This window comes from Dyadobacter jejuensis (assembly GCF_003149085.1).
GTDB classification, from domain to species: Bacteria; Bacteroidota; Bacteroidia; order Cytophagales; family Spirosomataceae; genus Dyadobacter; species Dyadobacter jejuensis.
Window position 1 is genome coordinate 75401 of record NZ_QGDT01000009.1, and the last position, 20994, is coordinate 96394.

Sequence of the window (20994 nt, forward strand, 5' to 3'; positions counted from 1 at the left end):
ACTTTAGCCTTCAAAGAAACGATATAGATGCCGATCACTTTACTCATTTTTCTACTTGCAGTCCCTGGTTTTGTGGTAGTTGGGGTGTATCTCGAACGGAAGGTATCGGCGTTTATCCAAGATCGGCTCGGTCCGATGGAAGTAGGAAAATGGGGCTTGCTTCAGTTGTTTGCTGACCTACTAAAACTATTGCAAAAGGAAGATATCGTCCCTAAGGCAGCCGATAAGAAACTCTTTTTGATGGCACCCATCGTTATTTTCGTATCGGTCTTTGCGGGTTTTGCAGTGGTTCCTTTAGCCCCTGAGCTTGCCGGGTCTGGAGCCACAGTAGGGGTGTTTTTTTTACTTACCATCGTTTCGGTCGACGTCATGGGCCTTCTCATGGCCGGCTGGGGGTCCAACAATAAGTTTGCCTTATACGGCGCCATGCGGGCCGTCTCTCAGATGATCAGCTATGAAGTACCTTTAGGACTGAGTATCCTTTGTGTGGTCATGCTTTCTCAAAGCTTAGACCTCCAGGTGATCAGTTTCCAACAAGGCATTTATAGCCCCGAAACCAATTATCTGCTAGGAATTAAATCTTGGGGAATCGATATCTCTGGCATCGGCGGTATACTTAGCTGGAATATTTTAAGAAACCCATTCTTACTAATTGTATACGTTATCTTCTTTATAGCTTCTCTGGCCGAATGTAACAGGGCTCCGTTCGATTTACCAGAAGGGGAATCTGAACTAGTAGCCGGCTTCCATACTGAATATTCGGGGATGCGTTGGGCCTTCTTTATGCTTTCCGAATATGGCATGATGCTCCTAGTTTCCCTTTTAGGCGCCATCCTATTTTTGGGAAGCTGGAACACCCCTTTCCCTAACCTAGGCCCCATCAGGCTGGCCGATTGGACCAGTGGAGAGCCAGGCACCTGGTATGGGTATATCACTGGTGCTTTCTGGTTATTGAGTAAGGCCCTCCTGAGTGTTTTATTACAAATGTGGGCGCGCTGGACACTCCCAAGACTACGCGTCGATCAACTCATGTATCTGGGCTGGAAGGTACTTACCCCGATAGGCCTCGTTCTCTTTTTTATCTGTGGAATATGGCGCCTATTAGGGGTAGGCTAATTAGTTGACGATTTCAGCCTCTTCTAAGATATAATTCATCTGATAGATATCATCGGCATTGAGCTTAAGTACCCCCGTAAAAGTCAGACGCTCGTCTGTCTTAAACTTCCGTGCCTTTTTCTTGAAATTGAGTGTCATGACGGTTTCAGGCCCTGCCCCTCCACAAAAAAAACAGGCACTAAAAGGGAAGGCCGACAGTACATATAAGTTTGCGTCCAAGTCCACAGGAAGTATATATCCGGTAATGGATACTTGTTTATTTTTTATTTTTTGGACACTAGGTCCAAATGTCGGGTGCAACATATAAATAGACTCTTCGGGATACCATTTTTTCTTGAAGGTAACGTCTCTTAATGTCTCCCAAGTAAGCTTAATGGGGTTGGCGGCAGGGGTAAAAGAGGCCAAGCAGACCGTTAACATTAAAAGAACTAAAATTCGAAACGCTTTCATATAATAAAGGATAAGTAGGTAGAATAGGCAAACAAAATTAATCAGAATATCATTCCTCGGCCAAGGTCCTGGAGATATTTACCCGGTATATCCCCAATGAAGGTAACAAGGCCGCCAAAAAGCCCACCAAAAGCGCCGCTCCTAGGAGGTACCACTCATTAGGTAATAGCTGAAATTGGGAAAAATCATAATGATAGTCCTTTTCGGCCGATTGGGCGAAAAGCCATAGCCCCACACGACTGAGACCAATGCCAAAAACATATCCCATCACCGATAGAATAATACCTTCCAAAAGCAGCATTCCAAACAAACGGCTGCGGGTAGCACCCATCGACAGCATGAGCGCCATTTCGTATTTCCGCTCTTTTAAAGAATTGTACAAGGAAATAAATACACTCAAGCCAGCAATGACGATGATCAGCAGGGCCAGCGCGCGTAAGGTGTCGATACCTATTCCTAAAAGCGAAAACAAGCGATTAATCTCAATACTGGGTAAGGCCGACTGCATGGAGGTATTTTGGTTAATTTGCCGGGGTAAGGTCATCAGGCCCATTGGGTTCCGAAACTTGATCAGCGCACTGGTTATTTCCTTCCCATGCTCCCCATGCGCTTCGCCACCCTGCTCGAGCTCGTTTAAAGCGGCGAGTCCAGGGGCCTCTTCTTCATGATCATGCACCTGCCAGATACTCTCCAGACTCGTCAGAATAAGTTGGTCTATCACCGACCCGTTCGCTTCAAAGACACCCACCACCTTATAAGGGTGGGCCCCGTGTGCTTCGCCGGCGCCGTCCAGCCCATGGGCACCTTCGAAGGTATCTCCAATTTTAAGTCCTGTCGCTTTAGCGACTTTGGCGCCTATGGTGACCGATTGGCTTTCCGAAAACAGCGTTCCTTGGGCCAGCTGGGCTTCAAAATGCCGAACATAACTACTATCGGTACCGATTATTCGATACCCATGATAGCTATCACCCATCGAAAGGGGGATTACCGTCTTCACAAACGGGTTACGAGCCAGCCGATTCACTTCTGTTAAAGGAATATTACCTGTAGGAGCGTCTATTTGATAAATGCTGGAGAGGATCAACTGCAAGGGGCTCCCCTTGGCTCCCACCACCATATCGACCCCTTTAATATTTCGTTTAAATTGACTTTCTAATTGTTTGTCCAGCAATAGCAGCAGGGAAATCATGCCGATACCTAAAGTCAACAACATAATACTGAGAAAACTGTTTAATTTTTTCTCTCTTAAATTGGCTAAGCTTAATTGAACAATATTCATAATAAGAGCTAAAGGAGGTGTGAAGGCTTATAAAAAAACACGGTTAGGAAACTCATCCTTAAGCCGTTGATCGTGAGTAACTACTAGGAGGCTGGCTCCAATGGCCTCAGATTGGGCCTTCAACAAACCGATTACTTTATGGCAATTATTATCGTCCAAACTCGATGTAGGCTCATCGGCTAATAATAATCTGGGGGAATTCATCAGGCAACGAGCTATGCTCACTCTTTGCTGCTCTCCTTGGCTGAGTTGCCACGGCCTTTTGTCCAAGTGCCCGGCAAACCCCAGTTCTTCCGACAAATATTTCACTTTTTGAGCATCTTGCTCCTTAGCACCCAAGTAATTGGCCAATAATAGATTATCCCTAACCGAAAGCGAACTTACAAAATGAGCCTTCTGATAAATAATGCCTATCTGCTGAGCCCGGGTCTGAACCATTTCCTTTTGGGTCAGGCCCTCCAAATTTCGACCATCTAGTACCATTTGCCCCCTATCGGGCTTGATCAGCAAGCCTAGCGTATGCAGCAGGGTGGTCTTTCCCTTTCCCGACTCACCAAGAATGAGTAGCGTTTCTCCATCTTCACAGTGTAGGTCAGGGAAGCTAAATTGTTTGGATTGATGATAAGCAAAATGTAAACCGTGGGTATAAATCATGATCTGGGAAGGGAATAGCTTATGCAATTATAAGAAACAATATGATGTCATCCATTCATGACTAGGCAACGACTAGGCAACATGACAAAATATCCAAGATTAGTATAATTTTATACCCTTCAGAAAGACTGCAAAATTTAAAATTGATATTTGCTTACAAATAAATCAAAAATAAATACGTTGAAAGGTATAGGAAAAGAGGAAGGAAAACCATCAACTGTTTTACTTTTGCAAAAATTTAGCATTTATGATGTTTAGAAATTCATTGAGGGCAGGTAGCAAAATCCAACTGGCAGGACTTACCATCTTATCAGTATTAGGGCTTAGTGCCAATACACACGCACAATACAAAGCAGTCTTTATACCGTACTCCACCATTGGTTTTGGGATAGGAACTTCCAGTTACTATGGCGATTTGGCCACTTACCGCCGTCCGGTGGCTTCCACTTTTAACCAAATGCGCTGGAGCGTGGGGGCTAATTATACACGACATTTTACGCCTCGCCTTGCGGCAAGAGCTAGCTTCACCTGGGCCAGGATAGCCGGGGATGATTTTAAAATGAATAATAGCCCGAAGTATCAGACCAATATACTATTTGCACGAAATTTCCAATTTCGCAACGACCTTAAGGAGTTCTCTTTACAAGGTATTTTTAAGCTTACTCCAGACGACCGAACCTATGAGCGGCGCTCCAAGATTGGAACCTATGTGGTGGCCGGATTAGCCTTGGCAGCACATAACCCCAAGGCCTTGTATTTGGCTCCCACTTCCGGCGATAAATACTGGGTAAAGTTACAACCCCTAGGTACCGAAGGACAGGGCAATGCAGGCTACGCCAAGCCTTACTCTTTGGTGCAGCTATCGATACCGGTAGGGTTTGGGGTCCGCTATAAGATCAACTCCCGATTCGACATCTCTGCTGAGCTCGGCTATCGCTTTACCTTTACCGACTACCTCGACGACGTAGCGGGAAACTATGCCGCCCCCTCTCTGCTGCAAGACCCAGTAGCCCAGCAACTCGCCAACCGATCGGCAGAACTCGTCTCGATCAAGAAAGGCCAGGATAGGCTCCCCGGGCTTACCAATTTTGTACAGACCAATTATAATGTTACCACCACCGATCCTGTGGCCGAAATGCAGGCTAGAGGTTTTGGAGCGCCTGGCAGCCAAAGAGGTAACAATCCATCGCTTAATGATGCCTATATGACAGGAATGATCCATCTCCACTATATCATTCCTTCCCAAATCAAATGTCCTCCATTGAAATAAACGTATCCATTGAAACACCCCCGCTCGATCGTTTCTCGCTTTTACCTTTTTAATGTATATCTGCTGTTACTGGCCCTGATAGGATTACCAGCCCTTGCCCAAAAGGTAGAGCTTGGAGTGGGTATGGGTGGATTTAGTTATTCGGGCGATATAGCACCAACCCTCCAGCTCAATAATATCAAACCTGCAGGAAGTCTGTTTTTTCGCTATAATACCCTCAAAGGACTCTCTCTGCGTGCAGAACTTGCAGGAGGCCTGATAGGCGCCAAGGATGCCACAAGCGACGACCCTTGGCAGCAGCAACGTAATTTGGAATTCAAAACCAGGATTATGGAAGGGAGCCTACTGGCAGAGTATAATTTCCTCGATTTTGTGGATAAAAGGTTTGCCATCAATTGGACACCCTATGTATTTGGTGGGATTGGCATGCTCGCCTTTAAACCCAATATTCAGACGAGCGATTATAAAACTAGCTCACTTATCCTGCCCTTTGGTGTAGGCGTAAAATACCAACTGAAACGCCCTTGGGGAATAGGCCTAGAGTTTGGGACACGCAAGACCTTTACAGACTACCTGGACGATCTGGGAGGCGAACCTACTACCAACAACAAGATTATTCAAGGCGACCCTGCTACTAAAGACAAATACCATTACATTCGTCTCTCTATTACTTATACTTTTTATCGAATCGTTTGCCCATAAACATGAAAAAAACTTTACTGATCCTAGGCATTATTGCAATTGTTCTCACCGTAGCTTTCCTCGGATTACGACGATATACCAAGTCCTTTAGCCCAGAGGCCAAAGCGGCCTTTAGTAAAAATGAACTGGATATAAAGGTAAAGTTCAGTAGACCAGCCAAAAAAGGAAGATTTATCTTTGGTAGAGAACAGGACGGTGCCTTGGTGCCTTATGGCAAAGTGTGGCGTACGGGTGCCAACGAAGCCACTGTTTTAGAAGTGGGCCAGAGTATTAACTTCGCTGGAGAAGCCGTAGCTGCAGGCGCTTATTCTCTGTGGAGTGTCCCCGGACAAGGGGGATGGCAGGTGATTCTTAATAGTGAATCGGGGCAATGGGGTACCGAATATAACGATGGCAAAGATCTATTCAAGGTCAACGTCCCCATTAGAGTACGGCCTCAAGTTCAAGAAATGTTTGATATTTACTTTGAGGAGCAACCCGAAGGCGTCAATATGATTCTGAGTTGGGACCAAACTGAAGCCATTATTCCCATTACCGCTCAATAAAAGCTACCGTAGTAAGTCCATATGTTTGTTGCAGCGATCGATAGAGTCGACAAATTCACCCGTCCCATCCATTTTATTGCCCGGTATTATAAAGGGACCGATATTGTGCCAGGCACGGCTACCCTCTTCTTTGTCAACGAAGAAGGCTTCGCCATTACCTGTCGGCATGTGGCTCAGCAAATCCTGCATGCCAATTCGATTTATGAAAATTTTCTACGATTTAATGCAGCCCTGAAAAAATTTCATAATGACCCCGGTTTGCAGCATCAGCGATCCCTGCTGGAAGGACGATATAAAATTAATGCAGAAAGTGTCATCCGCATTATGTTCAATTTTATTCAGTGTGTTTCCAGCTATAAGAGCCTTTCAATATCCCTACACCCTACCCAGGACTTGGCCATTATTCAATTTAAAGACTTTGACCAAATGCTTTATAGGGGGCATGCTACATTTTTGAAAGATAGTTCGGCCATAAAGCCCGGCAAATACCTCTGTCGGTTGGGTTACCCTTTTCCTGAGTTCACCAACTACCAGTACAATAAGGTGCGGAATGATATAGAATGGAAAAATGAGGGTCGACAAAACTCCCCAAGTTTCCCCATAGACGGCATCGTGACCCGGCGAATTGCCGATGGAAACGAAATAACCGGTATAGAAATGAGCACCCCAGGCCTGAAAGGACAAAGTGGTGGACCGTTATTTGATACTCATGGGCTGATTTACGGGATGCAAAGTTCTACACGTCACCTGCATTTGGGTTTCGATCAGATCAACAGGGAAGTAACTTCCGACGGCCAGCGAAAACGCGTCTCTAACTACCCATTTCTTAATGTAGGCCAATGTGTCCATGTCGACATTATCAAGCAATTCCTAAAGGACAAAGGGGTACAATTTTTTGAGGATAACCCTTAAATAGACCGGCTCATGACCTCAGGGGCTCCCCTTTATAGAATATCCAACAATTCACGTAAATGTTGAATGTCGTAGGTAGGCTTCTGGTCAAACTCCAAGCCGGCAGGATTATAATAGACCGTATCCATTCCCACCTGTTGCGCTCCCTGTATATCGGCCACCCAGTTATCCCCTATCATCAGGCTCGTCTCGACTTTCGCTTGGGTGAGGGCTAAGGCATAATTGAAAATTTTGGGGTCTGGCTTTTTAGCCTCTGCATTTTCGAAGGTAATCACATGCCCAAAATAGGGATGTATCCCCGCGCTTCTAATCTTTCTTGCTTGAATATCGTTAAAGCCATTGGTAATCACATGCGTATGATAGCCCATTTTACGCACATGTTCAAGTACTTCCAGGGCTCCATCCAATAAATACCGCTTGGTGGGCAGGGTATGCAGGTAGCATTCACCCATTTCCTGGTGGTTGTCGGGGCAGGTAACGCCTAGACTTTCAAAAACTAGCTGGAAGCGTTTCTTTCTGATTTCAGCATGTTCCAACCTACCCATATCGAAAGCCTGCCATAATTCCGTATTGATTTTTAAAAACGATTCGATAAAATGGTTAGAGGAGGCTATCCCCAAACGGTGAAGTGACCAGTCTTTATAAATTTCGTCAAGAGATTCGGCCGAATTCCGTTCAAAATCCCAAAGTGTATGATCTAGATCGAAAAAGAGGTGTCGGTACTGCATATTGGTTTTTATTGTGAAAAGTCAGGTAAATATTTATATGAAATTAGAAATATCGAAAAATCAGAGAAGGTTATTCATCGAATTACCCGAATAAAATCGTATATTATGTTATAAATCCAATTTTACCCCTTTGGTTAGCCAATACTCTCGAGGAAAATCACGAAAGAATTAACCCACTTTCCTCGGCTGTTAACAACTGTTAAGGTAAGAGATTAATTAAAAAAAGCGTTACAAACATTTGCAATTAGCTTAGCTAATTTATTTCTTTGAATCGTCATAGACTATTATATAAGAATAATTCCTACAATACTCACCAAACAAGAAAGGAGATACAATATAGAACAACTGCTCTACGTTAACTAAATCGAATAGAAAAATGGAGAAAGTATTGGTTAGCGACAGTGAGTTGGTAACATTGTACATCCGTGGTAATGAAAAGGCTTTTGAAAAGCTGGTACAACGCCATAAGTCGAGAATATACACCACGATATACCTGATAGTAAAAGATCAATATGTAGCTGAAGATTTATTGCAAGATACATTTATAAAGGCTGTTGATACGATAAAATCGGGTAGGTATAATGATGAAGGCAAGTTTTTACCTTGGATTATACGGATTGCACACAACCTCGCCATTGATTATTTCAGACGTGATAAACGCTACCCCAATGTAGTGTTCGAAGACGGGAGCAGTGTATTCAACACACTGGATTTTTCGGAGGATTCCGTAGAGTCCATTCAGATTCGACAAGAAACACACGAACAACTTAGGGAGATGATCCAGAAGTTGCCCGACGTGCAAAAGCAGGTGTTGATCATGCGTCATTATGAGGACATGAGCTTCCAAGAAATTGCGGATGCCACGGGTGTGAGTATTAATACGGCATTGGGAAGAATGCGTTACGCGTTAATAAACCTGCGTAAGCAATTTAACCAACGTGCCCCACAATATGACAAAAACCTTTACTTACGATGATGTTGTACGGTATCTGTATGCCGAAACGACCGAGAAGGAAAATAGTCAACTCGTTGAAGCCATGGCGCTCAATGTGGACCTAATGAACTTCTACCTGGACAGTCTTGAGATTATGGACCAGATGAGTAAAATTATTCATGTCCCATCCGAAAAGTCAATTTCACGAATCCTCAAATATTCCGCCAAGGAATCTTCCAAACTGAAGGCGCTGCCTTGTTAACGGCATCCGCCCCTCGAAATACCAGCTAGAAGTAGCTGGTATTTTTTTTATCCCTACAGACCTGCTATTTTTAAAATCTACGGTGCTGCTTTCAACAGGAGGAAAGCGGTATTGAACTCCTAATTCATCACGAGAAATCCCCATGTTAAAAAAAGAACGGTATAATCAATTTATAGCTTACTTCACTCATAACTTCCCCGAACCAGAAACGGAACTTCATTACGAAAACCCTTTTCAGCTGTTGGTGGCAGTCGTACTATCGGCCCAATGTACCGATAAGCGGGTGAATATGGTGACTCCCGCCTTGTTCCACCGCTTTCCTGACCCCCAGGCCTTGGCACTAGCTACCGTCGAAGAGGTATTTACCTATATTCGCTCCATCTCCTACCCCAACAATAAGAGCAAACACCTGGTAGGTCTGGGGCAAAAACTGGTGGCTGATTTTGACTCCAATATCCCCCCGTCGATCGTCGACCTACAGAAACTGCCCGGAGTAGGAAGAAAAACCGCCAATGTGATCGCCTCCGTAATTTTCAACCAACCCACTATGGCCGTTGATACCCATGTATTCCGCGTATCGCATCGTTTGGGGCTAGTTACCCAGACGGCAACGACCCCATTGGCCGTAGAAAAACAGCTTTTAAAATATATTCCAAAAGAATTGGTTCCCAAGGCGCACCATTGGTTAATCCTCCATGGGCGTTATATTTGCCTGGCGCGAAGCCCACAATGTAACAAATGTGCCCTCACGAGTTTTTGTAAATTTTACGAAAAAATGGAAAAACGAAAACTTTTGTAGCACTTTTTACAACCAAATAGACAAAGTTTGCGTCATAGTAAGTATAACAAATTTAATTTAAGACCTCATTAATTCAAAGTACATGAAAAGTAAATATTTATTTCAGTTTCTGGCGTTGGTCCTGATCCTTAACTTGACCAGTTGTATGAAAGATGACAACCAGGATGAAGAAAAAGCAGCAGAAAATATCCTAGCCATCGATACCTTTATTAAGGCCGATAGCATGGCCAGTTCCGCCTTAAAAGACTCTGCTGGCTTTTACTATATAAACCGACTGGCTAACCCCAGCGGCCAAAAGGTTAAAACTGGAGATGCGGCTACCGTTAAGGTTGCAGTATATCTGCTTACCGGAGAAAAAGTCCTCTCGACCGATACCGACTCAACCTATACCTTCACAGTAGGTGCTAATGCAACCTCCTTCTTCGGACTAGACCTCGGTATTTACAAAATGAGCGAGGGAGAAAAAACCACTTTCTTACTCCCATACTATTATGCATTCGGCTCTTCGGCTCAGACCAATATACCCGCTTATTCCCCCGTTCGGATGGAATTAGAATTGGTAAAAACCCGCACCGAGGTTCAACAAATTGACGACTACCTCGCTAAAAAGCTTTTTACTGTTTCGGAACGCAAGTCCAATAACCTGGTCATTATTCGAACCAATCAGGTAACAGGTGATACCTTAGGAGTGGGCAAGTCGGTAAATGTTAAGTATATCGGGAAGTATTTGAATGAATATACCTTCGATGAGGGTACTATTTCGGTGACTACAGGTACTTCAGGAGTTATTCCCGGATTCGACCAGGCCGTCCGTCGTATGCGTAAGGGCGAAAAAGCCATCATCATCTTCCCTTCAGCATTGGGTTATGGAACTGGCAGCCAATACATACCACCTTATACCCCATTACAATTCGAATTAGAAATTTTGCAGTGATACTATTAAGGTTCAAAAGAAGAAGGGTGGGGCCATATGGGTCCTACCCTTCTTCCTTTAATAGGGGTAGTAACTTCGACACGACATACTCCTGATCTTCCGGCGACAAGGACGAGCCCGAAGGCAAACATAGCCCCTCCTCGAACAAGGTGGCCCCCACCTCTCCACCCACATAACCAGCATCCTTATAGAGGGGTTGCAAATGCAAAGGCTTCCATACCCTACGTGCTTCTATACCAGCCGACCACAGCCCCTGCCTTACCCTTTCCGGGTCAACCCCAGGCATCAATCGCACGGCCGTTAGCCAGCGGTTCGAATACCCTAAGGAGGGTTCATTTTGGAATCCTAGAGATACTTCAGCCTTTAAGACACGCCGGTAGTACTCAAAAATTTGTCTACGCCGATTTACTCTTTGGGGGAGTACCTCTAGCTGACCACGCCCTATTCCAGCACAGATATTGCTCATTCGATAATTATAACCTAATGTACTATGAGAAAAATAAGGAACGGGGTCTTTGGCTTGAGTGGCCAGGTATTTGGCCCGAGACATCTGCTCGCTTGTAGCCGTTATTAAAGCCCCTCCAGCCGATGTAGTAATAATTTTATTTCCGTTAAAAGAGTAAATACCCATGGCCCCCAAGGTTCCAACAGCCCTATCCGCATAGCGCGAACCCAGAGCCTCCGCGGCGTCTTCTATTACTGGGACCCCATATCGCTCACAAATAGACAGTAACTCCTGCATATTGGCAGGCATGCCATACAAGTGGACTAGCACCACCGCTTTAATACGCCAGCCAACGGCCACCGATTTACGTAGTGCCGTTTCAAGTGCTTCTGGACACATATTCCAACCGTCGGGTTCGCTATCCACAAATAAGGGATAGGCGCCTTGGTATAGAATGGGATTGGCACTGGCTACGAAAGTAAGTGAGGAGCATATTACCGAATCGCCGGAACCTACCCCCAGGAGCATGAGGGCGAGATGCAAGGCCGCCGTCCCTGAGCTAGCCGCCACGACGGTAGGCTTACCCACGTACTGCCCCAATTCGACCTCGAAAAAATCGATATTGGGGCCCACAGGAGCCACCCAGTTCCAATCGAAGGCCTCTTTTACGAAATGAGCCTCGCGCCCACTCAGGTGGGGAGGAGATAGCCATATCATTGGACGTATTGCTTGAGTCGGGTGCATCGTACAGCAGATTTAGGTGTCATAAAAACCATTAGGATCTAATGAGCCTAGCAGGATTACCCCTCACGACAGCACCATGGGCTACGTTTTTGGTCACCACCGCTCCCGCCGCAACCAGACAATCCTTTCCGATACGAATGCCAGGGACAATGATGCTTCCGGCACCTATGCAGGTATTATCCCCTACCACTACCCCGCCACATAGCACGCTCCCCGGGGCTAGATGTACGAAATCGCCAATGCTACAACCATGGTCCACACGACTACCGGTGTTGACAATCACCTGTTTGCCGAGTATAGTTTGGGCCTGTACAATAGCCCCATGCATCACCACAGTTCCCGGCCCTATCATTACTGACGTATCGACCACCGCCGAAGGGTGAATAGCCGTGCCAATCGGATGACGCAAAAAGGAATGAATGCGCTTACGTTGAACATTATCTCCTACGGCTACTAGTATCGACTCATGAGGAAATATGCTGGGCTTGTACTTTTGAAAAATAGGAATCCCCCGCACCAAGCAAGAGGCTGGTCGCTCATCGAATACCCCTGACACCCCTTCTCCAGTAGCCTGTAAAAGGCTAAGCAGAACAATACCATGACCTCCTCCTCCATATAGTAGCATCGACAGTATGGTTAGATGTGAAGTTTCTAAGGTTGATGCATTCGAATATTAGAGGCTATTGCCCCCACATTGCTGGAAAAATGTCTGACAAAGAATGGACATATCGAGCTGAAACGATAGATGATGAACATACCAAATGTCCAGAGACATTTTCCTTTCCCAGCCAATGGTATTTCGCCCCTGAATTTGAGCCCAGCCGGTAATTCCGGGACGAACCTGGTGTCGTTCGTTTTGTGCTGCCGTATACAGCGGAATATAGGAAGGCAATAAAGGGCGGGGCCCTACCAGACTCATCTCCCCTCTGATTACATTGACCAGTTGTGGCAACTCATCCAGTCCTGTTTTCCTAAGAAAACCACCCAATTTCGTTATCCTGACCTGATCGGGCAATGGAGCCCCTTCTACCAAGGGTTTTAAGGTTTTAAATTTATAGATTCGAAACAGTATGGCATCCTTCCCTGGACGCCACTGCAGGAAAAACGGATTTCCACCAAAATGTACGGCTATCAGGGTGGCCAACAGCAATAATAAGGGGCTAAGCACGATCAGAACCAAAAGGGATAGGCTCAAATCGATTATTCGTTTTCCATGTCGGGCATACATTGGGCTCCGTTACGGTGTCTATCTACTCATATAAGGCGGGGTACTTGGACGGGTCGGCTTCGTGCATCATCGCATATACCCTTTCTACTATATCGTCCACATTGGGTTTGGTAAAATAATCTCCGTCGGAGCCGTAAGGGGGTCTATGGTCCTTAGCAGAAATGGTTTCCGGAGCAGAATCGAGCCAACGATAGGCCTGTTGCTTCTCCACAACTTGTTGCATCATATAAGCGGAGGCACTGCCCGGCATATCCTCATCTGCAAAGATTACCCGGTTAGTCTTTTTAATAGACTCAACGATGCGTCCATGCAAATCGAAAGGCAGAAGCGTCTGTACGTCGATAACTTCTATCTCAATGCCCAGCATACTGAGCTGTGCGGCTGCTTCGGTAACGATTCGACACATGGAGCCATAGGTCACTATGGTAAGATCTTCCCCTTCCTTAAGGACTTCCGGAACGCCCAATGGGAGGGCAATGGAATCGAGATTACTCGGTAATGGCTCTTTTTGACGGTAAGCATTTAGAGGCTCTATCACCAGTGCAGGGTCGTCGCCTTGAAGGAGGGTATTGTAAAAGCCCGCCGCCTGGGTAAAGTTCCGAGGAACCAATACGTGCAGCCCCCGAAGGCTACTCAGCATCGTGCCTATCGGCGATCCCGAATGCCATATCCCTTCTAACCGATGCCCGCGGGTGCGAACGATGAGGGGGGCCTTTTGCCCACCTGCCGTCCGATAGCGCAAACAAGCCAGGTCGTCTGTTAGTGGGGCAAGGGCATAATAAATATAATCGAAGTACTGGATTTCGACGATCGGTCGCAAGCCTCGCATGGCCATTCCGATCCCCTGGCCAACGATGGTCGTTTCCCGGATACCGGTGTCGGTAATGCGCCCTTCACCATATTTGTCTTGCAATCCCGCAAAGCCTTGGTTTACGTCGCCAATTTGCCCTACATCCTCTCCTATTGCGATTACCTTTTTATTCCTCTCAAAAAGGCTATCAAAAAAGCCCCTAATGACCTCCCGTCCATCTACCATTCTTTTTTCGCCAGCATATTCGGCCGGCACGGTAGGTACACGTAAAGGACTAAATTCCGTATCACTGTAAAGATGGGTATTATACTTCTCGGCTCCCGTATGCAAGAGTTGATGAAGATGCTCCACCAGTATTTGCTTTTGGGAGGTGGGCGCCATACGCTCAATGCGCAATACTTTGCGTAGGCTCGCAGCGGTGTCCCTACGGGTAGGGAGGTAGGTCTTGGACAAATCGTGAATAACGTTGCTAATCTGCTCACTATGGCTGCTCTGGGACATGTATCCTTGTAGCAGCTGTAAAGTGGCCAAATAGCCAGCGTCTTGTTCCTGCCTGTAAGCCTGCCAAGCCATATTGCGCTCATGAAGGGCGGTTTCTTTGGCAGTAGCCTCTATTTCCTCCAGTTCTTCCTCCATGGCATAGCCATTCTCTAAAATCCAGTTCTTAAAGCATAAGTTACAGTCGTACTCCCGTTCCCATTTCAACCTAGACTTGGTTTTGTACCTTTCATGCGATCCGGAGGTGGAGTGCCCCTGTGGCTGCGTGAGGTCGGTAACATGTACCAACACGGGCACGTGTCGGCTACGACATATATTAGCGGCTTCGCGGTAGGTCTCCAGTAAGGCGGGATAATCCCATCCTGAAACGGTAAAAATCTGTAGACCAGGCTCTTCTTCTGTACGCTGAAGCCCCGCCAAGGCCTTGGAAATACTTCCTTTGGTAGTCTGGTAGGCTACCGGGACCGAAATCCCGAAACCATCGTCCCATACCGAGGTCAATAAGGGTATTTGTAAAACCCCGGCTGCATTCATACTTTCCCAGAACATGCCCTGCGAAGTAGACCCATCGCCTATGGTTGCAAAAACGATTTCATTACCATTCCTAGTAAACTTTTCCATACCCGATAGTTCGGGTAAGTTACGAAACAGCTTCGATGCGTAGGCAATGCCTACTGCCCGGGGCATCTGCCCGGCCGTGGACGACACATCACAAATGGAATTGTACAATTGGGTCTGATCCACCCAGTCGCCGGACTCATCCAACCACCGAGTAGAAAAATGGCCATTCATCGATCGCCCGGCCGTACTTGGCTCATGTTCCAAATCGGCATGGGCATACATTTGAGCGAAGAAGGCCTTCCAGGTAAGGTTGCCAACGGCCGCCTCAATGGTCTGGTCACGGTAATAACCTGACCGAAAATCACCTTGCTTATATACCCTCGCTAGGGCTAATTGTGCTAATTCCTTCCCATCTCCAAATATTCCAAATTTTGAACGACCTCCCATGGTATCCTTCCTCCCCAACAAACTCACCTGCCGGCTTTCGCAGGCTAAGCGATAGTCAGCTAGAATGTTTTCCTTCTTTAAATCCAAGGTGCCAGTTATTTGGTCTTTTAATAGCATATTCAAACGATACAGGGTGACGATTAGTTAAATTACAATTTTTTAAGGAGTGACCAAAATTATGGAGGAATTTATTATTCTTAGCTATATTCTGTATAACTTTCCGCTCTTATGTTAACGATGGTTAATGTTTAAACATTATTGTCATATAAATATTAACCTTGTACTTGGAAATATTTTCAACCATTTAAATCAAATACTGCAATCATGAAATTATTCTTTTCAGCATTGGTTTTACTAATCGGTCTTTCAACCGTTAGTTTTGCGCAGAAAGGTGTTCTGAAATTTAAGGAAGAAACACACAAATTTGGAAAAGTACCTCAAGGAACTCCAGTTACACACGAATTTACTTTTACTAACACCGGATCCGATCCAGTGGTAATCTCCAACGTTACCGTATCTTGTGGCTGTACCACCCCCGTATGGTCCAAAGAACCCGTACTTCCTGGTAAAACAGGAACTGTCAAAGCGACCTATAACGCAGCGGCAGCAGGGGCTTTTAACAAGCCTGTCACCGTTTTTAGCAACACCGAAGGTGGGTCCATTACCCTGATGCTCAGTGGCGAGGTGGTAGCGAAGAAGTAACTTTAGGCATTTCGATTTCCTAAGAATATAACAAAAGACCCGGCACACCGTCGGGTCTTTTTGTTGTTGGACTCCTCCCCAACAACCTTCCGACCCTACACAACCGATCTCCCTTACGCTGGGGCTATCCTACCGAAGCCAAGCCCTTAGTAAGCAGACTGATCATAGAATGAACGACGACGAGATACTTTTAAGTCTTGAAGAATACTCGATTTCACCTTCAGGGTAAAGCTGTAATTACTCATCCGGGTTCTGCTGCCCGCAAAGGGCGTCCAGCTGAAGCTCATATCCCAGCAATGCAAATCTCTATAAAGGGTAAGCTGGGTAATGGTAGGCTTAAAGGCCACAAAATCGAAACCGGTGCTGCCACTAATCTTGAAATTTTTGGTAAGGCTCAGATCCCCCGTTACATTCACCGCCTGAACGATGGTAGTTTTTGATAACCCTGGTTTTGATAGGTTAAAATTGTAGTTGAGGCTTATATTCCATGGGATGGTATAATCCACATAGATCTCCGGGTTTTGCTGAATAAACTCCCTTTGTTCGGGAGTAGAAGTGCTATTCTCTCCTGGCTTTGGTTTATTATCCGACGACTGCTTAGGCGAAAAATTGGTCCCCAAAGTAAACCCTAGGTTTTGAAGATTAGCAAGCCCCTCACCCTGCGTGATAGCGAATTTATTAATCTTTTTGCCTTGTGTATAATAGCTATCCTCCACGTAGCTATAGGGATCTAAGTTCATATTGAAATTTAGATTCAGATTCTTCCCCACCCTAGCATTCGCATTGACGGTGATATTGGACAGATTCAAGGAATCGGCCAGCAAGTTGTAATTCCCCCCAAGGCTTAAATTATCCAGTAACGACACCTTCTCAAACTGCTTGGCAGCGGTATCACTCTTGGAGCGTAGCTTCATTTCAAAGGAGTTATTAAGACTAAAAGACACGACGCTAGAGGCCCGCCCATTACTGATCCCGCTACCTATTCCATTGAATTTTGACAAGGATAACTCCTTCTGATTCCCATCGAGGTCGGTAATATTAAGCTTCTGATAAAAGCCAAAGGAGCTACCCGTAAAGTCGGGTGTATAGGTAAAGGACAGAGAGGGTATTACCGTATGACGAATGGCTTCTAGCCTTTTCCCTCCTACAAAAAAAGTACCATAGAAACGGGTATTCAAACCAGCCCCAAAGTTATAGGAGTATTGGGTACCCACCTTATTAAGGGTATCCATGCGGATATAACCCGGCTCCACCTCGGTGTAGCGATACTGCTTTGTAAATACCTCCCCATTCAAGGACATACTAGGAGTAAGGTTAATAAAGCGAAAAACTTTGAAGTTCGGCAGAGAAATGGGGAGGCTATAATTTCCCGTAAACTGTGCATCCCGGAGCATATCAGGAAGATTACCCACAGAAAAGTCCAATATTTCCTGTTGATTGATCCTTGCGGTATCTATCTCATTGGTCAGCCGAAACCCTAAGCTGGTATAAGAGGTATCGATGGACGTTAACACGTTGCTCAAGGCATAGTCACCAGTAAAATCCATCCCCAATCGGAAACTTTCAAACCACCGACCCCTCGCATTTTTCAGTGCAAAGGGGGCGATTTGATTCACTCCAAAACTAAAATTGGAGTTAATATTGGTTTTGCCGTCCTCCTTGATTTGGGTAGTAGGATTGATCTGCCCAAAGTTCTGGTTAACCCTGAGGCTCGCCGCAGCACGCATATATTGGCCAATGGTACGGTTATACTGTACCGATGAACTGGCCACATTGGAGGTATACTTTTGTACATTAAACTCCTGAAATTGATTGTAGCTGTTGCTACTCACATTTACATTAGCCGAAAAGGTGGAGTTCCCACGAGGCTTGGGAGCATGCGACCACAGGATACTGAAATCGTTGGTAACCCCCTTTTTGGTGAGTTGATCTATTTCATCACCCGATTTGTTTCGGTTATAATTAAATGAAAAGCTACCATTATACCGATAACGCTTGGAATAGGTAGAAGCCAACCCTACCCCCCAGCTTCCTGTAGAGTAGATTTGTCCGGTAACTTGCGCATTGATATACTCACTAATAGCGAAATAATACCCTCCATTCCGGAGGTAAAAACCGCGGCCATTGGGCTCTTCACCATAGGTAGGGAATATAATTCCAGACGTACCTATTTCTTTTTTCTTAGGAAAAGGGAAAAATCCAAAGGGGAGCGCTATAGGCAGCGGGACATCGCTGATCACCATATTAAACGGGCCGGATATGACCTGTTTTTGGTGCACCAACTTGATTTTGGGGGCATTGATATAGAAGTGAGGATGCGTAAGCGTACAGGTCGTATACATCGCCTTATGGATGTAAAAATTACCCTCTTCATCCTTTTTGACGCGTTCGCCTCGGATATTACCATCCCCTTCCTGAGTAACGATCCCCTTGATAATGGCTTTTTTAGATTTGAAATTATACCTTATTTCTTTAGTATTATAGGTAGTAGCCCCATCCTGAAAAATGGGTTCCCCTATCATTTTCGAAGTAGTACTGTCGAGGCTTCCCATGGCAAACACCTCGTTGGTAATCCAGTTTAGACGAATATAGTCGGCCTTTAAATTGATGGTCCCGTAGTTTACCTCCGCATTTCCATATAGATGTACCTCTTTCTTGTCGACCTCCATAATGGTAGAATCCTGAGCCGTATACTTCACTACAAATTGAAGGTCGTCAGGGTTGGTCAGCGTATCTGCCGCTATAGAGTCGGTCTTGGCCACCATCACCCCATTGACCAAAACGCTATCCACCGCTAAGGAGTCTGTTTGGAGCCCTAAAGAATCGGAAATGGCCGAGGAGGATTTTTGGGCAATAGCGTCCCTCTTACCCCCTTCTGATACCTTACCCTCGGTGGCTACCGAGGCACCAGCTGGTCCAGTTTGTTTTGGGATACTCTTTCTGACACAACCAACTATGCCAAACAATATCAAGCTTACGGATATAAGCGATATAATAATCGCCTTTTTTTTCAGTTCTAACAAATAACGTATTTTTGCAATATGATCTCAAAATTAGCAGAGATTCTTCGAACAAGTAACGCCGAAACTGAAAAATAATGTTAAAAGTTCTTAAAATCATCATTACAACGAGTTTCCTAGTAGCCAGCCTGGCATTTAGCCTCCAGGAAAGGCCTGAGGACGCTGTCCCTGCCAGGACATCGAGCACCATCGTGAAGACGGTCGTACTGGATGCAGGCCATGGCGGCAAGGACCCCGGGACCAGAGGGCGCCAAGCCCGAGAGAAAGATGTGGCCCTAAAGGTCGTATTGGAACTAGGGAAACGAATCAAGCAGGAATTCCCCGATGTCAAGGTACTCTACACCCGCTCCACTGACGTGTTTGTGGAACTCGACGAACGCTCGGCCTTTGCCAACCGCAACCGTGCCGATCTGTTCATATCCATACATTGCAATGCCACCCCTCGGGCCAGTACGGCCAAAGGCACCGAAACCTATGTGATGGGATTACATAAAACAGAAGGAAATTTAGAGGTGGCCAAACGAGAAAATTCTGTAATTTTGAAGGAAACCAATTATAAGGAAAAATATAAGGGCTTCGATCCCAATTCCCCCTTAGCACATATCATGCTGGCCAACTACCAGAGCGCCTTTATATCGAGCAGTGTACGGTTTGCCGATCACGTAGAACGAAAGTTCAAAACGGTATCGGACAGGCAAAGCAGAGGTGTGAAGCAGGCAGGGTTCCTAGTGCTATGGCGAGCGGCCATGCCTAGTGTACTCATCGAAACGGGCTTCTTATCCTCTTCTCAGGAAGAAAAGTATTTAGCATCAAGAGATGGTCAAAATGAAATTGCAGAAGTGATCCTTCAAGCTTTCAAAAATTATAAAAAAGATATGGACCGGTAGTCCTTCATTAATATTTTAAACCTTCAGTTGTCCAGCCACTAGGCAGCTTTACTTTAGCCCATGAAAATAAACAAAGAAACAAAAGTCGGTATAATGGGCCTTTTCGCTGTGGCGATGTTGTACTTCGGCTTTCACTTGCTCAAAGGTTCCGATATTTTTTCAAAAACTTATAAATATTATGTCGTTTACGATAATATCGATGGACTCACGGTTTCGAACCCGGTCCTTCTGAACGGTCTAACCGTAGGTCGTGTTCAGTCGATCAGGCTCCTTCAAGACCGAAATAACCAGTTATTGGTGACGATGGACATCCAAAAGGGCATTGTCCTAAAGGATGGGACTGCTGCCATGCTCGCCGACGGGGGGCTCTTGGGTGGAAAAGTGATCCACCTGTCTATGGGGACGCTATCGCGCACCCTTACCGACCAAGATACCTTGAGAGGCAGCACAGAGGCGGGAATCTCGGCTTTACTACAAGAAAAAGCACTGCCCGTAGTTACCCACGCCGATTCCCTGGTTAGAAACTTAAATGTCGTGGTGACTGGTTTTAAGGAAACCGGCCTTATCCTGAATGAAGTTTTAAAGAATTACGACCAAACAGCGGCAAATTTGAATGGGCTATTGGCCGATAACCGACAGGCTTTGGCAGGAACAATGACCAATTTGAATCAGCTTTCGGCCTCTTTAGTCGAAACCGAAAAGCAACTTAAGCCCCTATTAGCCAAAACCAATACCCTAGCCGACTCTCTAAACGCTTTGCGCATCGGCGAAACCCTTCAATCGGCCAATCGAACGATATCCGATCTTCAAAAAATCTTGGCGGGCGTTCAGGCTGGAAATGGAACTGCTGGTAAGCTGATTACCGACGAAACCCTCTACAATAATCTTAACAAGACCATGGTGAGCCTCAATAAGCTCATGACTAACTTAAGAGAAGAGCCAAAGCGCTACGTCCACCTATCGGTATTTGGCAAAAAAGATAAAGGCCCCAAGGAGTCGCCGCTGGACAGCACCACGGTCATAGAGTAGATACTCCATAGACATCTAAAAAGAATGGCCCTCAATC

General features: G+C 45.7%; 21 protein-coding genes. 12 read left to right on the forward strand and 9 right to left on the reverse strand.

Translation table 11 applies throughout. The features are described from left to right. Nucleotides 1–27: 27 nt before the first annotated feature. Nucleotides 28–1116 carry a complex I subunit 1/NuoH family protein gene (locus tag CLV98_RS16070; RefSeq protein WP_109675765.1) on the forward strand — a complete coding sequence of 363 codons (1089 nt, stop codon included), beginning with the start codon at nucleotides 28–30 and terminating at the stop codon, nucleotides 1114–1116. Here CLV98_RS16070 and CLV98_RS16075 read toward each other — a convergent pair whose 3' ends face one another. The 3 genes from CLV98_RS16075 to CLV98_RS16085 are packed head-to-tail and all read right to left on the reverse strand — an operon-like array spanning nucleotide 1117 to nucleotide 3499. Further along, nucleotides 1117–1566 carry a DUF3299 domain-containing protein gene (locus tag CLV98_RS16075; protein ID WP_109675766.1) on the reverse strand — a complete coding sequence of 150 codons (450 nt, stop codon included), beginning with the start codon at nucleotides 1564–1566 and terminating at the stop codon, nucleotides 1117–1119. Nucleotides 1567–1615: 49 nt separating this feature from the next. After that, nucleotides 1616–2845: an ABC transporter permease gene (locus tag CLV98_RS16080; protein WP_109675768.1), complete on the reverse strand. Its 1230-nt coding sequence runs from the start codon at nucleotides 2843–2845 to the stop codon at nucleotides 1616–1618. A 27-nt stretch (nucleotides 2846–2872) separates the two neighbouring features. Continuing rightward, entirely contained in the window at nucleotides 2873–3499 is a 627-nt protein-coding gene (locus CLV98_RS16085) for an ABC transporter ATP-binding protein (protein ID WP_109675770.1), read from the reverse strand. Nucleotides 3500–3746: 247 nt separating this feature from the next. On the opposite strand from CLV98_RS16085, the gene CLV98_RS16090 reads away from it, so the two are divergent. From CLV98_RS16090 to CLV98_RS16105, 4 genes are read left to right on the forward strand one after another with little or no spacing between them, the layout of a single operon-like run. Next, on the forward strand, nucleotides 3747–4769 hold the full coding sequence (locus tag CLV98_RS16090) for a DUF6089 family protein (protein ID WP_109675771.1): 1023 nt from the start codon (nucleotides 3747–3749) through the stop codon (nucleotides 4767–4769). A 9-nt stretch (nucleotides 4770–4778) separates the two neighbouring features. After that, the gene (porG, locus tag CLV98_RS16095; RefSeq protein WP_229203416.1) at nucleotides 4779–5471 is read left to right on the forward strand and encodes a type IX secretion system protein PorG; all 693 of its coding nucleotides are present in this window, start codon (nucleotides 4779–4781) and stop codon (nucleotides 5469–5471) included. A gap of 2 nt (nucleotides 5472–5473) precedes the next feature. Next, nucleotides 5474–6016: a DUF2911 domain-containing protein gene (locus tag CLV98_RS16100; RefSeq protein WP_109675773.1), complete on the forward strand. Its 543-nt coding sequence runs from the start codon at nucleotides 5474–5476 to the stop codon at nucleotides 6014–6016. Nucleotides 6017–6037: 21 nt separating this feature from the next. After that, nucleotides 6038–6928 carry a trypsin-like peptidase domain-containing protein gene (locus tag CLV98_RS16105; RefSeq protein WP_109675775.1) on the forward strand — a complete coding sequence of 297 codons (891 nt, stop codon included), beginning with the start codon at nucleotides 6038–6040 and terminating at the stop codon, nucleotides 6926–6928. A gap of 32 nt (nucleotides 6929–6960) precedes the next feature. Here CLV98_RS16105 and CLV98_RS16110 read toward each other — a convergent pair whose 3' ends face one another. Then, nucleotides 6961–7656, reverse strand: a complete 696-nt coding sequence (locus CLV98_RS16110; RefSeq protein WP_109675777.1) for a YjjG family noncanonical pyrimidine nucleotidase — start codon at nucleotides 7654–7656, stop codon at nucleotides 6961–6963. Between the two features lie 376 nt (nucleotides 7657–8032). Here CLV98_RS16110 and CLV98_RS16115 point away from each other — a divergent pair, with 376 nt between their 5' ends. From CLV98_RS16115 to CLV98_RS16130, 4 genes are all read left to right on the forward strand, one after another. Next, on the forward strand, nucleotides 8033–8632 hold the full coding sequence (locus tag CLV98_RS16115) for an RNA polymerase sigma factor (protein ID WP_109675779.1): 600 nt from the start codon (nucleotides 8033–8035) through the stop codon (nucleotides 8630–8632). Further along, nucleotides 8607–8852, forward strand: coding sequence for a hypothetical protein (locus CLV98_RS16120; RefSeq protein WP_109675781.1), 246 nt, complete (start codon nucleotides 8607–8609; stop codon nucleotides 8850–8852). The genes CLV98_RS16115 and CLV98_RS16120 overlap by 26 nt, the downstream gene beginning before the upstream one ends. A 142-nt stretch (nucleotides 8853–8994) precedes the next feature. Next, the gene (gene nth / locus CLV98_RS16125) at nucleotides 8995–9651 is read left to right on the forward strand and encodes an endonuclease III (RefSeq protein ID WP_109675783.1); all 657 of its coding nucleotides are present in this window, start codon (nucleotides 8995–8997) and stop codon (nucleotides 9649–9651) included. 82 nt (nucleotides 9652–9733) lie between these two features. After that, nucleotides 9734–10585: an FKBP-type peptidyl-prolyl cis-trans isomerase gene (locus CLV98_RS16130; RefSeq protein ID WP_229203417.1), complete on the forward strand. Its 852-nt coding sequence runs from the start codon at nucleotides 9734–9736 to the stop codon at nucleotides 10583–10585. 43 nt (nucleotides 10586–10628) lie between these two features. Here the strand turns inward: CLV98_RS16130 and CLV98_RS16135 are convergent, their stop codons facing one another. The 4 genes from CLV98_RS16135 to CLV98_RS16150 are packed head-to-tail and all read right to left on the reverse strand — an operon-like array spanning nucleotide 10629 to nucleotide 15436. Continuing rightward, complete coding sequence (locus CLV98_RS16135; RefSeq protein ID WP_310588731.1) at nucleotides 10629–11747, reverse strand: aminotransferase class I/II-fold pyridoxal phosphate-dependent enzyme; 1119 nt, start codon at nucleotides 11745–11747, stop codon at nucleotides 10629–10631. A 58-nt stretch (nucleotides 11748–11805) separates the two neighbouring features. After that, the gene (locus CLV98_RS16140) at nucleotides 11806–12399 is read right to left on the reverse strand and encodes an acetyltransferase (RefSeq protein WP_109675787.1); all 594 of its coding nucleotides are present in this window, start codon (nucleotides 12397–12399) and stop codon (nucleotides 11806–11808) included. A 48-nt stretch (nucleotides 12400–12447) separates the two neighbouring features. After that, the gene (locus tag CLV98_RS16145) at nucleotides 12448–13002 is read right to left on the reverse strand and encodes a sugar transferase (protein WP_109675789.1); all 555 of its coding nucleotides are present in this window, start codon (nucleotides 13000–13002) and stop codon (nucleotides 12448–12450) included. A gap of 22 nt (nucleotides 13003–13024) precedes the next feature. After that, on the reverse strand, nucleotides 13025–15436 hold the full coding sequence (locus tag CLV98_RS16150) for an alpha-ketoacid dehydrogenase subunit alpha/beta (protein ID WP_109675791.1): 2412 nt from the start codon (nucleotides 15434–15436) through the stop codon (nucleotides 13025–13027). Nucleotides 15437–15643: 207 nt separating this feature from the next. On the opposite strand from CLV98_RS16150, the gene CLV98_RS16155 reads away from it, so the two are divergent. After that, complete coding sequence (locus CLV98_RS16155; RefSeq protein WP_109675793.1) at nucleotides 15644–16021, forward strand: DUF1573 domain-containing protein; 378 nt, start codon at nucleotides 15644–15646, stop codon at nucleotides 16019–16021. Between the two features lie 146 nt (nucleotides 16022–16167). Here CLV98_RS16155 and CLV98_RS16160 read toward each other — a convergent pair whose 3' ends face one another. Next, nucleotides 16168–19044 carry a putative LPS assembly protein LptD gene (locus tag CLV98_RS16160; protein WP_109675795.1) on the reverse strand — a complete coding sequence of 959 codons (2877 nt, stop codon included), beginning with the start codon at nucleotides 19042–19044 and terminating at the stop codon, nucleotides 16168–16170. A 74-nt stretch (nucleotides 19045–19118) separates the two neighbouring features. On the opposite strand from CLV98_RS16160, the gene CLV98_RS16165 reads away from it, so the two are divergent. Both CLV98_RS16165 and CLV98_RS16170 read left to right on the forward strand, forming a co-directional pair. Next, nucleotides 19119–19928: an N-acetylmuramoyl-L-alanine amidase family protein gene (locus CLV98_RS16165; RefSeq protein ID WP_109675797.1), complete on the forward strand. Its 810-nt coding sequence runs from the start codon at nucleotides 19119–19121 to the stop codon at nucleotides 19926–19928. Between the two features lie 60 nt (nucleotides 19929–19988). Further along, a complete protein-coding gene (locus tag CLV98_RS16170) occupies nucleotides 19989–20957 on the forward strand; it encodes an MlaD family protein (RefSeq protein WP_109675799.1) in 969 nt (322 codons plus the stop codon). Nucleotides 20958–20994 lie beyond the last annotated feature (37 nt).

Coding starts and splice junctions, on each gene's coding strand:
- CLV98_RS16070 (WP_109675765.1), top strand. CDS start 28: ATGCCGATCACTTTACTCATTTTTCTACTTGCAGTCCCTGGTTTTGTG.
- CLV98_RS16075 (WP_109675766.1), bottom strand. CDS start 1,566: ATGAAAGCGTTTCGAATTTTAGTTCTTTTAATGTTAACGGTCTGCTTG.
- CLV98_RS16080 (WP_109675768.1), bottom strand. CDS start 2,845: ATGAATATTGTTCAATTAAGCTTAGCCAATTTAAGAGAGAAAAAATTA.
- CLV98_RS16085 (WP_109675770.1), bottom strand. CDS start 3,499: ATGATTTATACCCACGGTTTACATTTTGCTTATCATCAATCCAAACAA.
- CLV98_RS16090 (WP_109675771.1), top strand. CDS start 3,747: ATGATGTTTAGAAATTCATTGAGGGCAGGTAGCAAAATCCAACTGGCA.
- CLV98_RS16100 (WP_109675773.1), top strand. CDS start 5,474: ATGAAAAAAACTTTACTGATCCTAGGCATTATTGCAATTGTTCTCACC.
- CLV98_RS16105 (WP_109675775.1), top strand. CDS start 6,038: ATGTTTGTTGCAGCGATCGATAGAGTCGACAAATTCACCCGTCCCATC.
- CLV98_RS16110 (WP_109675777.1), bottom strand. CDS start 7,656: ATGCAGTACCGACACCTCTTTTTCGATCTAGATCATACACTTTGGGAT.
- CLV98_RS16115 (WP_109675779.1), top strand. CDS start 8,033: ATGGAGAAAGTATTGGTTAGCGACAGTGAGTTGGTAACATTGTACATC.
- CLV98_RS16120 (WP_109675781.1), top strand. CDS start 8,607: ATGACAAAAACCTTTACTTACGATGATGTTGTACGGTATCTGTATGCC.
- nth (WP_109675783.1), top strand. CDS start 8,995: ATGTTAAAAAAAGAACGGTATAATCAATTTATAGCTTACTTCACTCAT.
- CLV98_RS16130 (WP_229203417.1), top strand. CDS start 9,734: ATGAAAAGTAAATATTTATTTCAGTTTCTGGCGTTGGTCCTGATCCTT.
- CLV98_RS16135 (WP_310588731.1), bottom strand. CDS start 11,747: ATGATATGGCTATCTCCTCCCCACCTGAGTGGGCGCGAGGCTCATTTC.
- CLV98_RS16140 (WP_109675787.1), bottom strand. CDS start 12,399: ATGCTACTATATGGAGGAGGAGGTCATGGTATTGTTCTGCTTAGCCTT.
- CLV98_RS16145 (WP_109675789.1), bottom strand. CDS start 13,002: ATGTATGCCCGACATGGAAAACGAATAATCGATTTGAGCCTATCCCTT.
- CLV98_RS16150 (WP_109675791.1), bottom strand. CDS start 15,436: ATGCTATTAAAAGACCAAATAACTGGCACCTTGGATTTAAAGAAGGAA.
- CLV98_RS16155 (WP_109675793.1), top strand. CDS start 15,644: ATGAAATTATTCTTTTCAGCATTGGTTTTACTAATCGGTCTTTCAACC.
- CLV98_RS16165 (WP_109675797.1), top strand. CDS start 19,119: ATGTTAAAAGTTCTTAAAATCATCATTACAACGAGTTTCCTAGTAGCC.
- CLV98_RS16170 (WP_109675799.1), top strand. CDS start 19,989: ATGAAAATAAACAAAGAAACAAAAGTCGGTATAATGGGCCTTTTCGCT.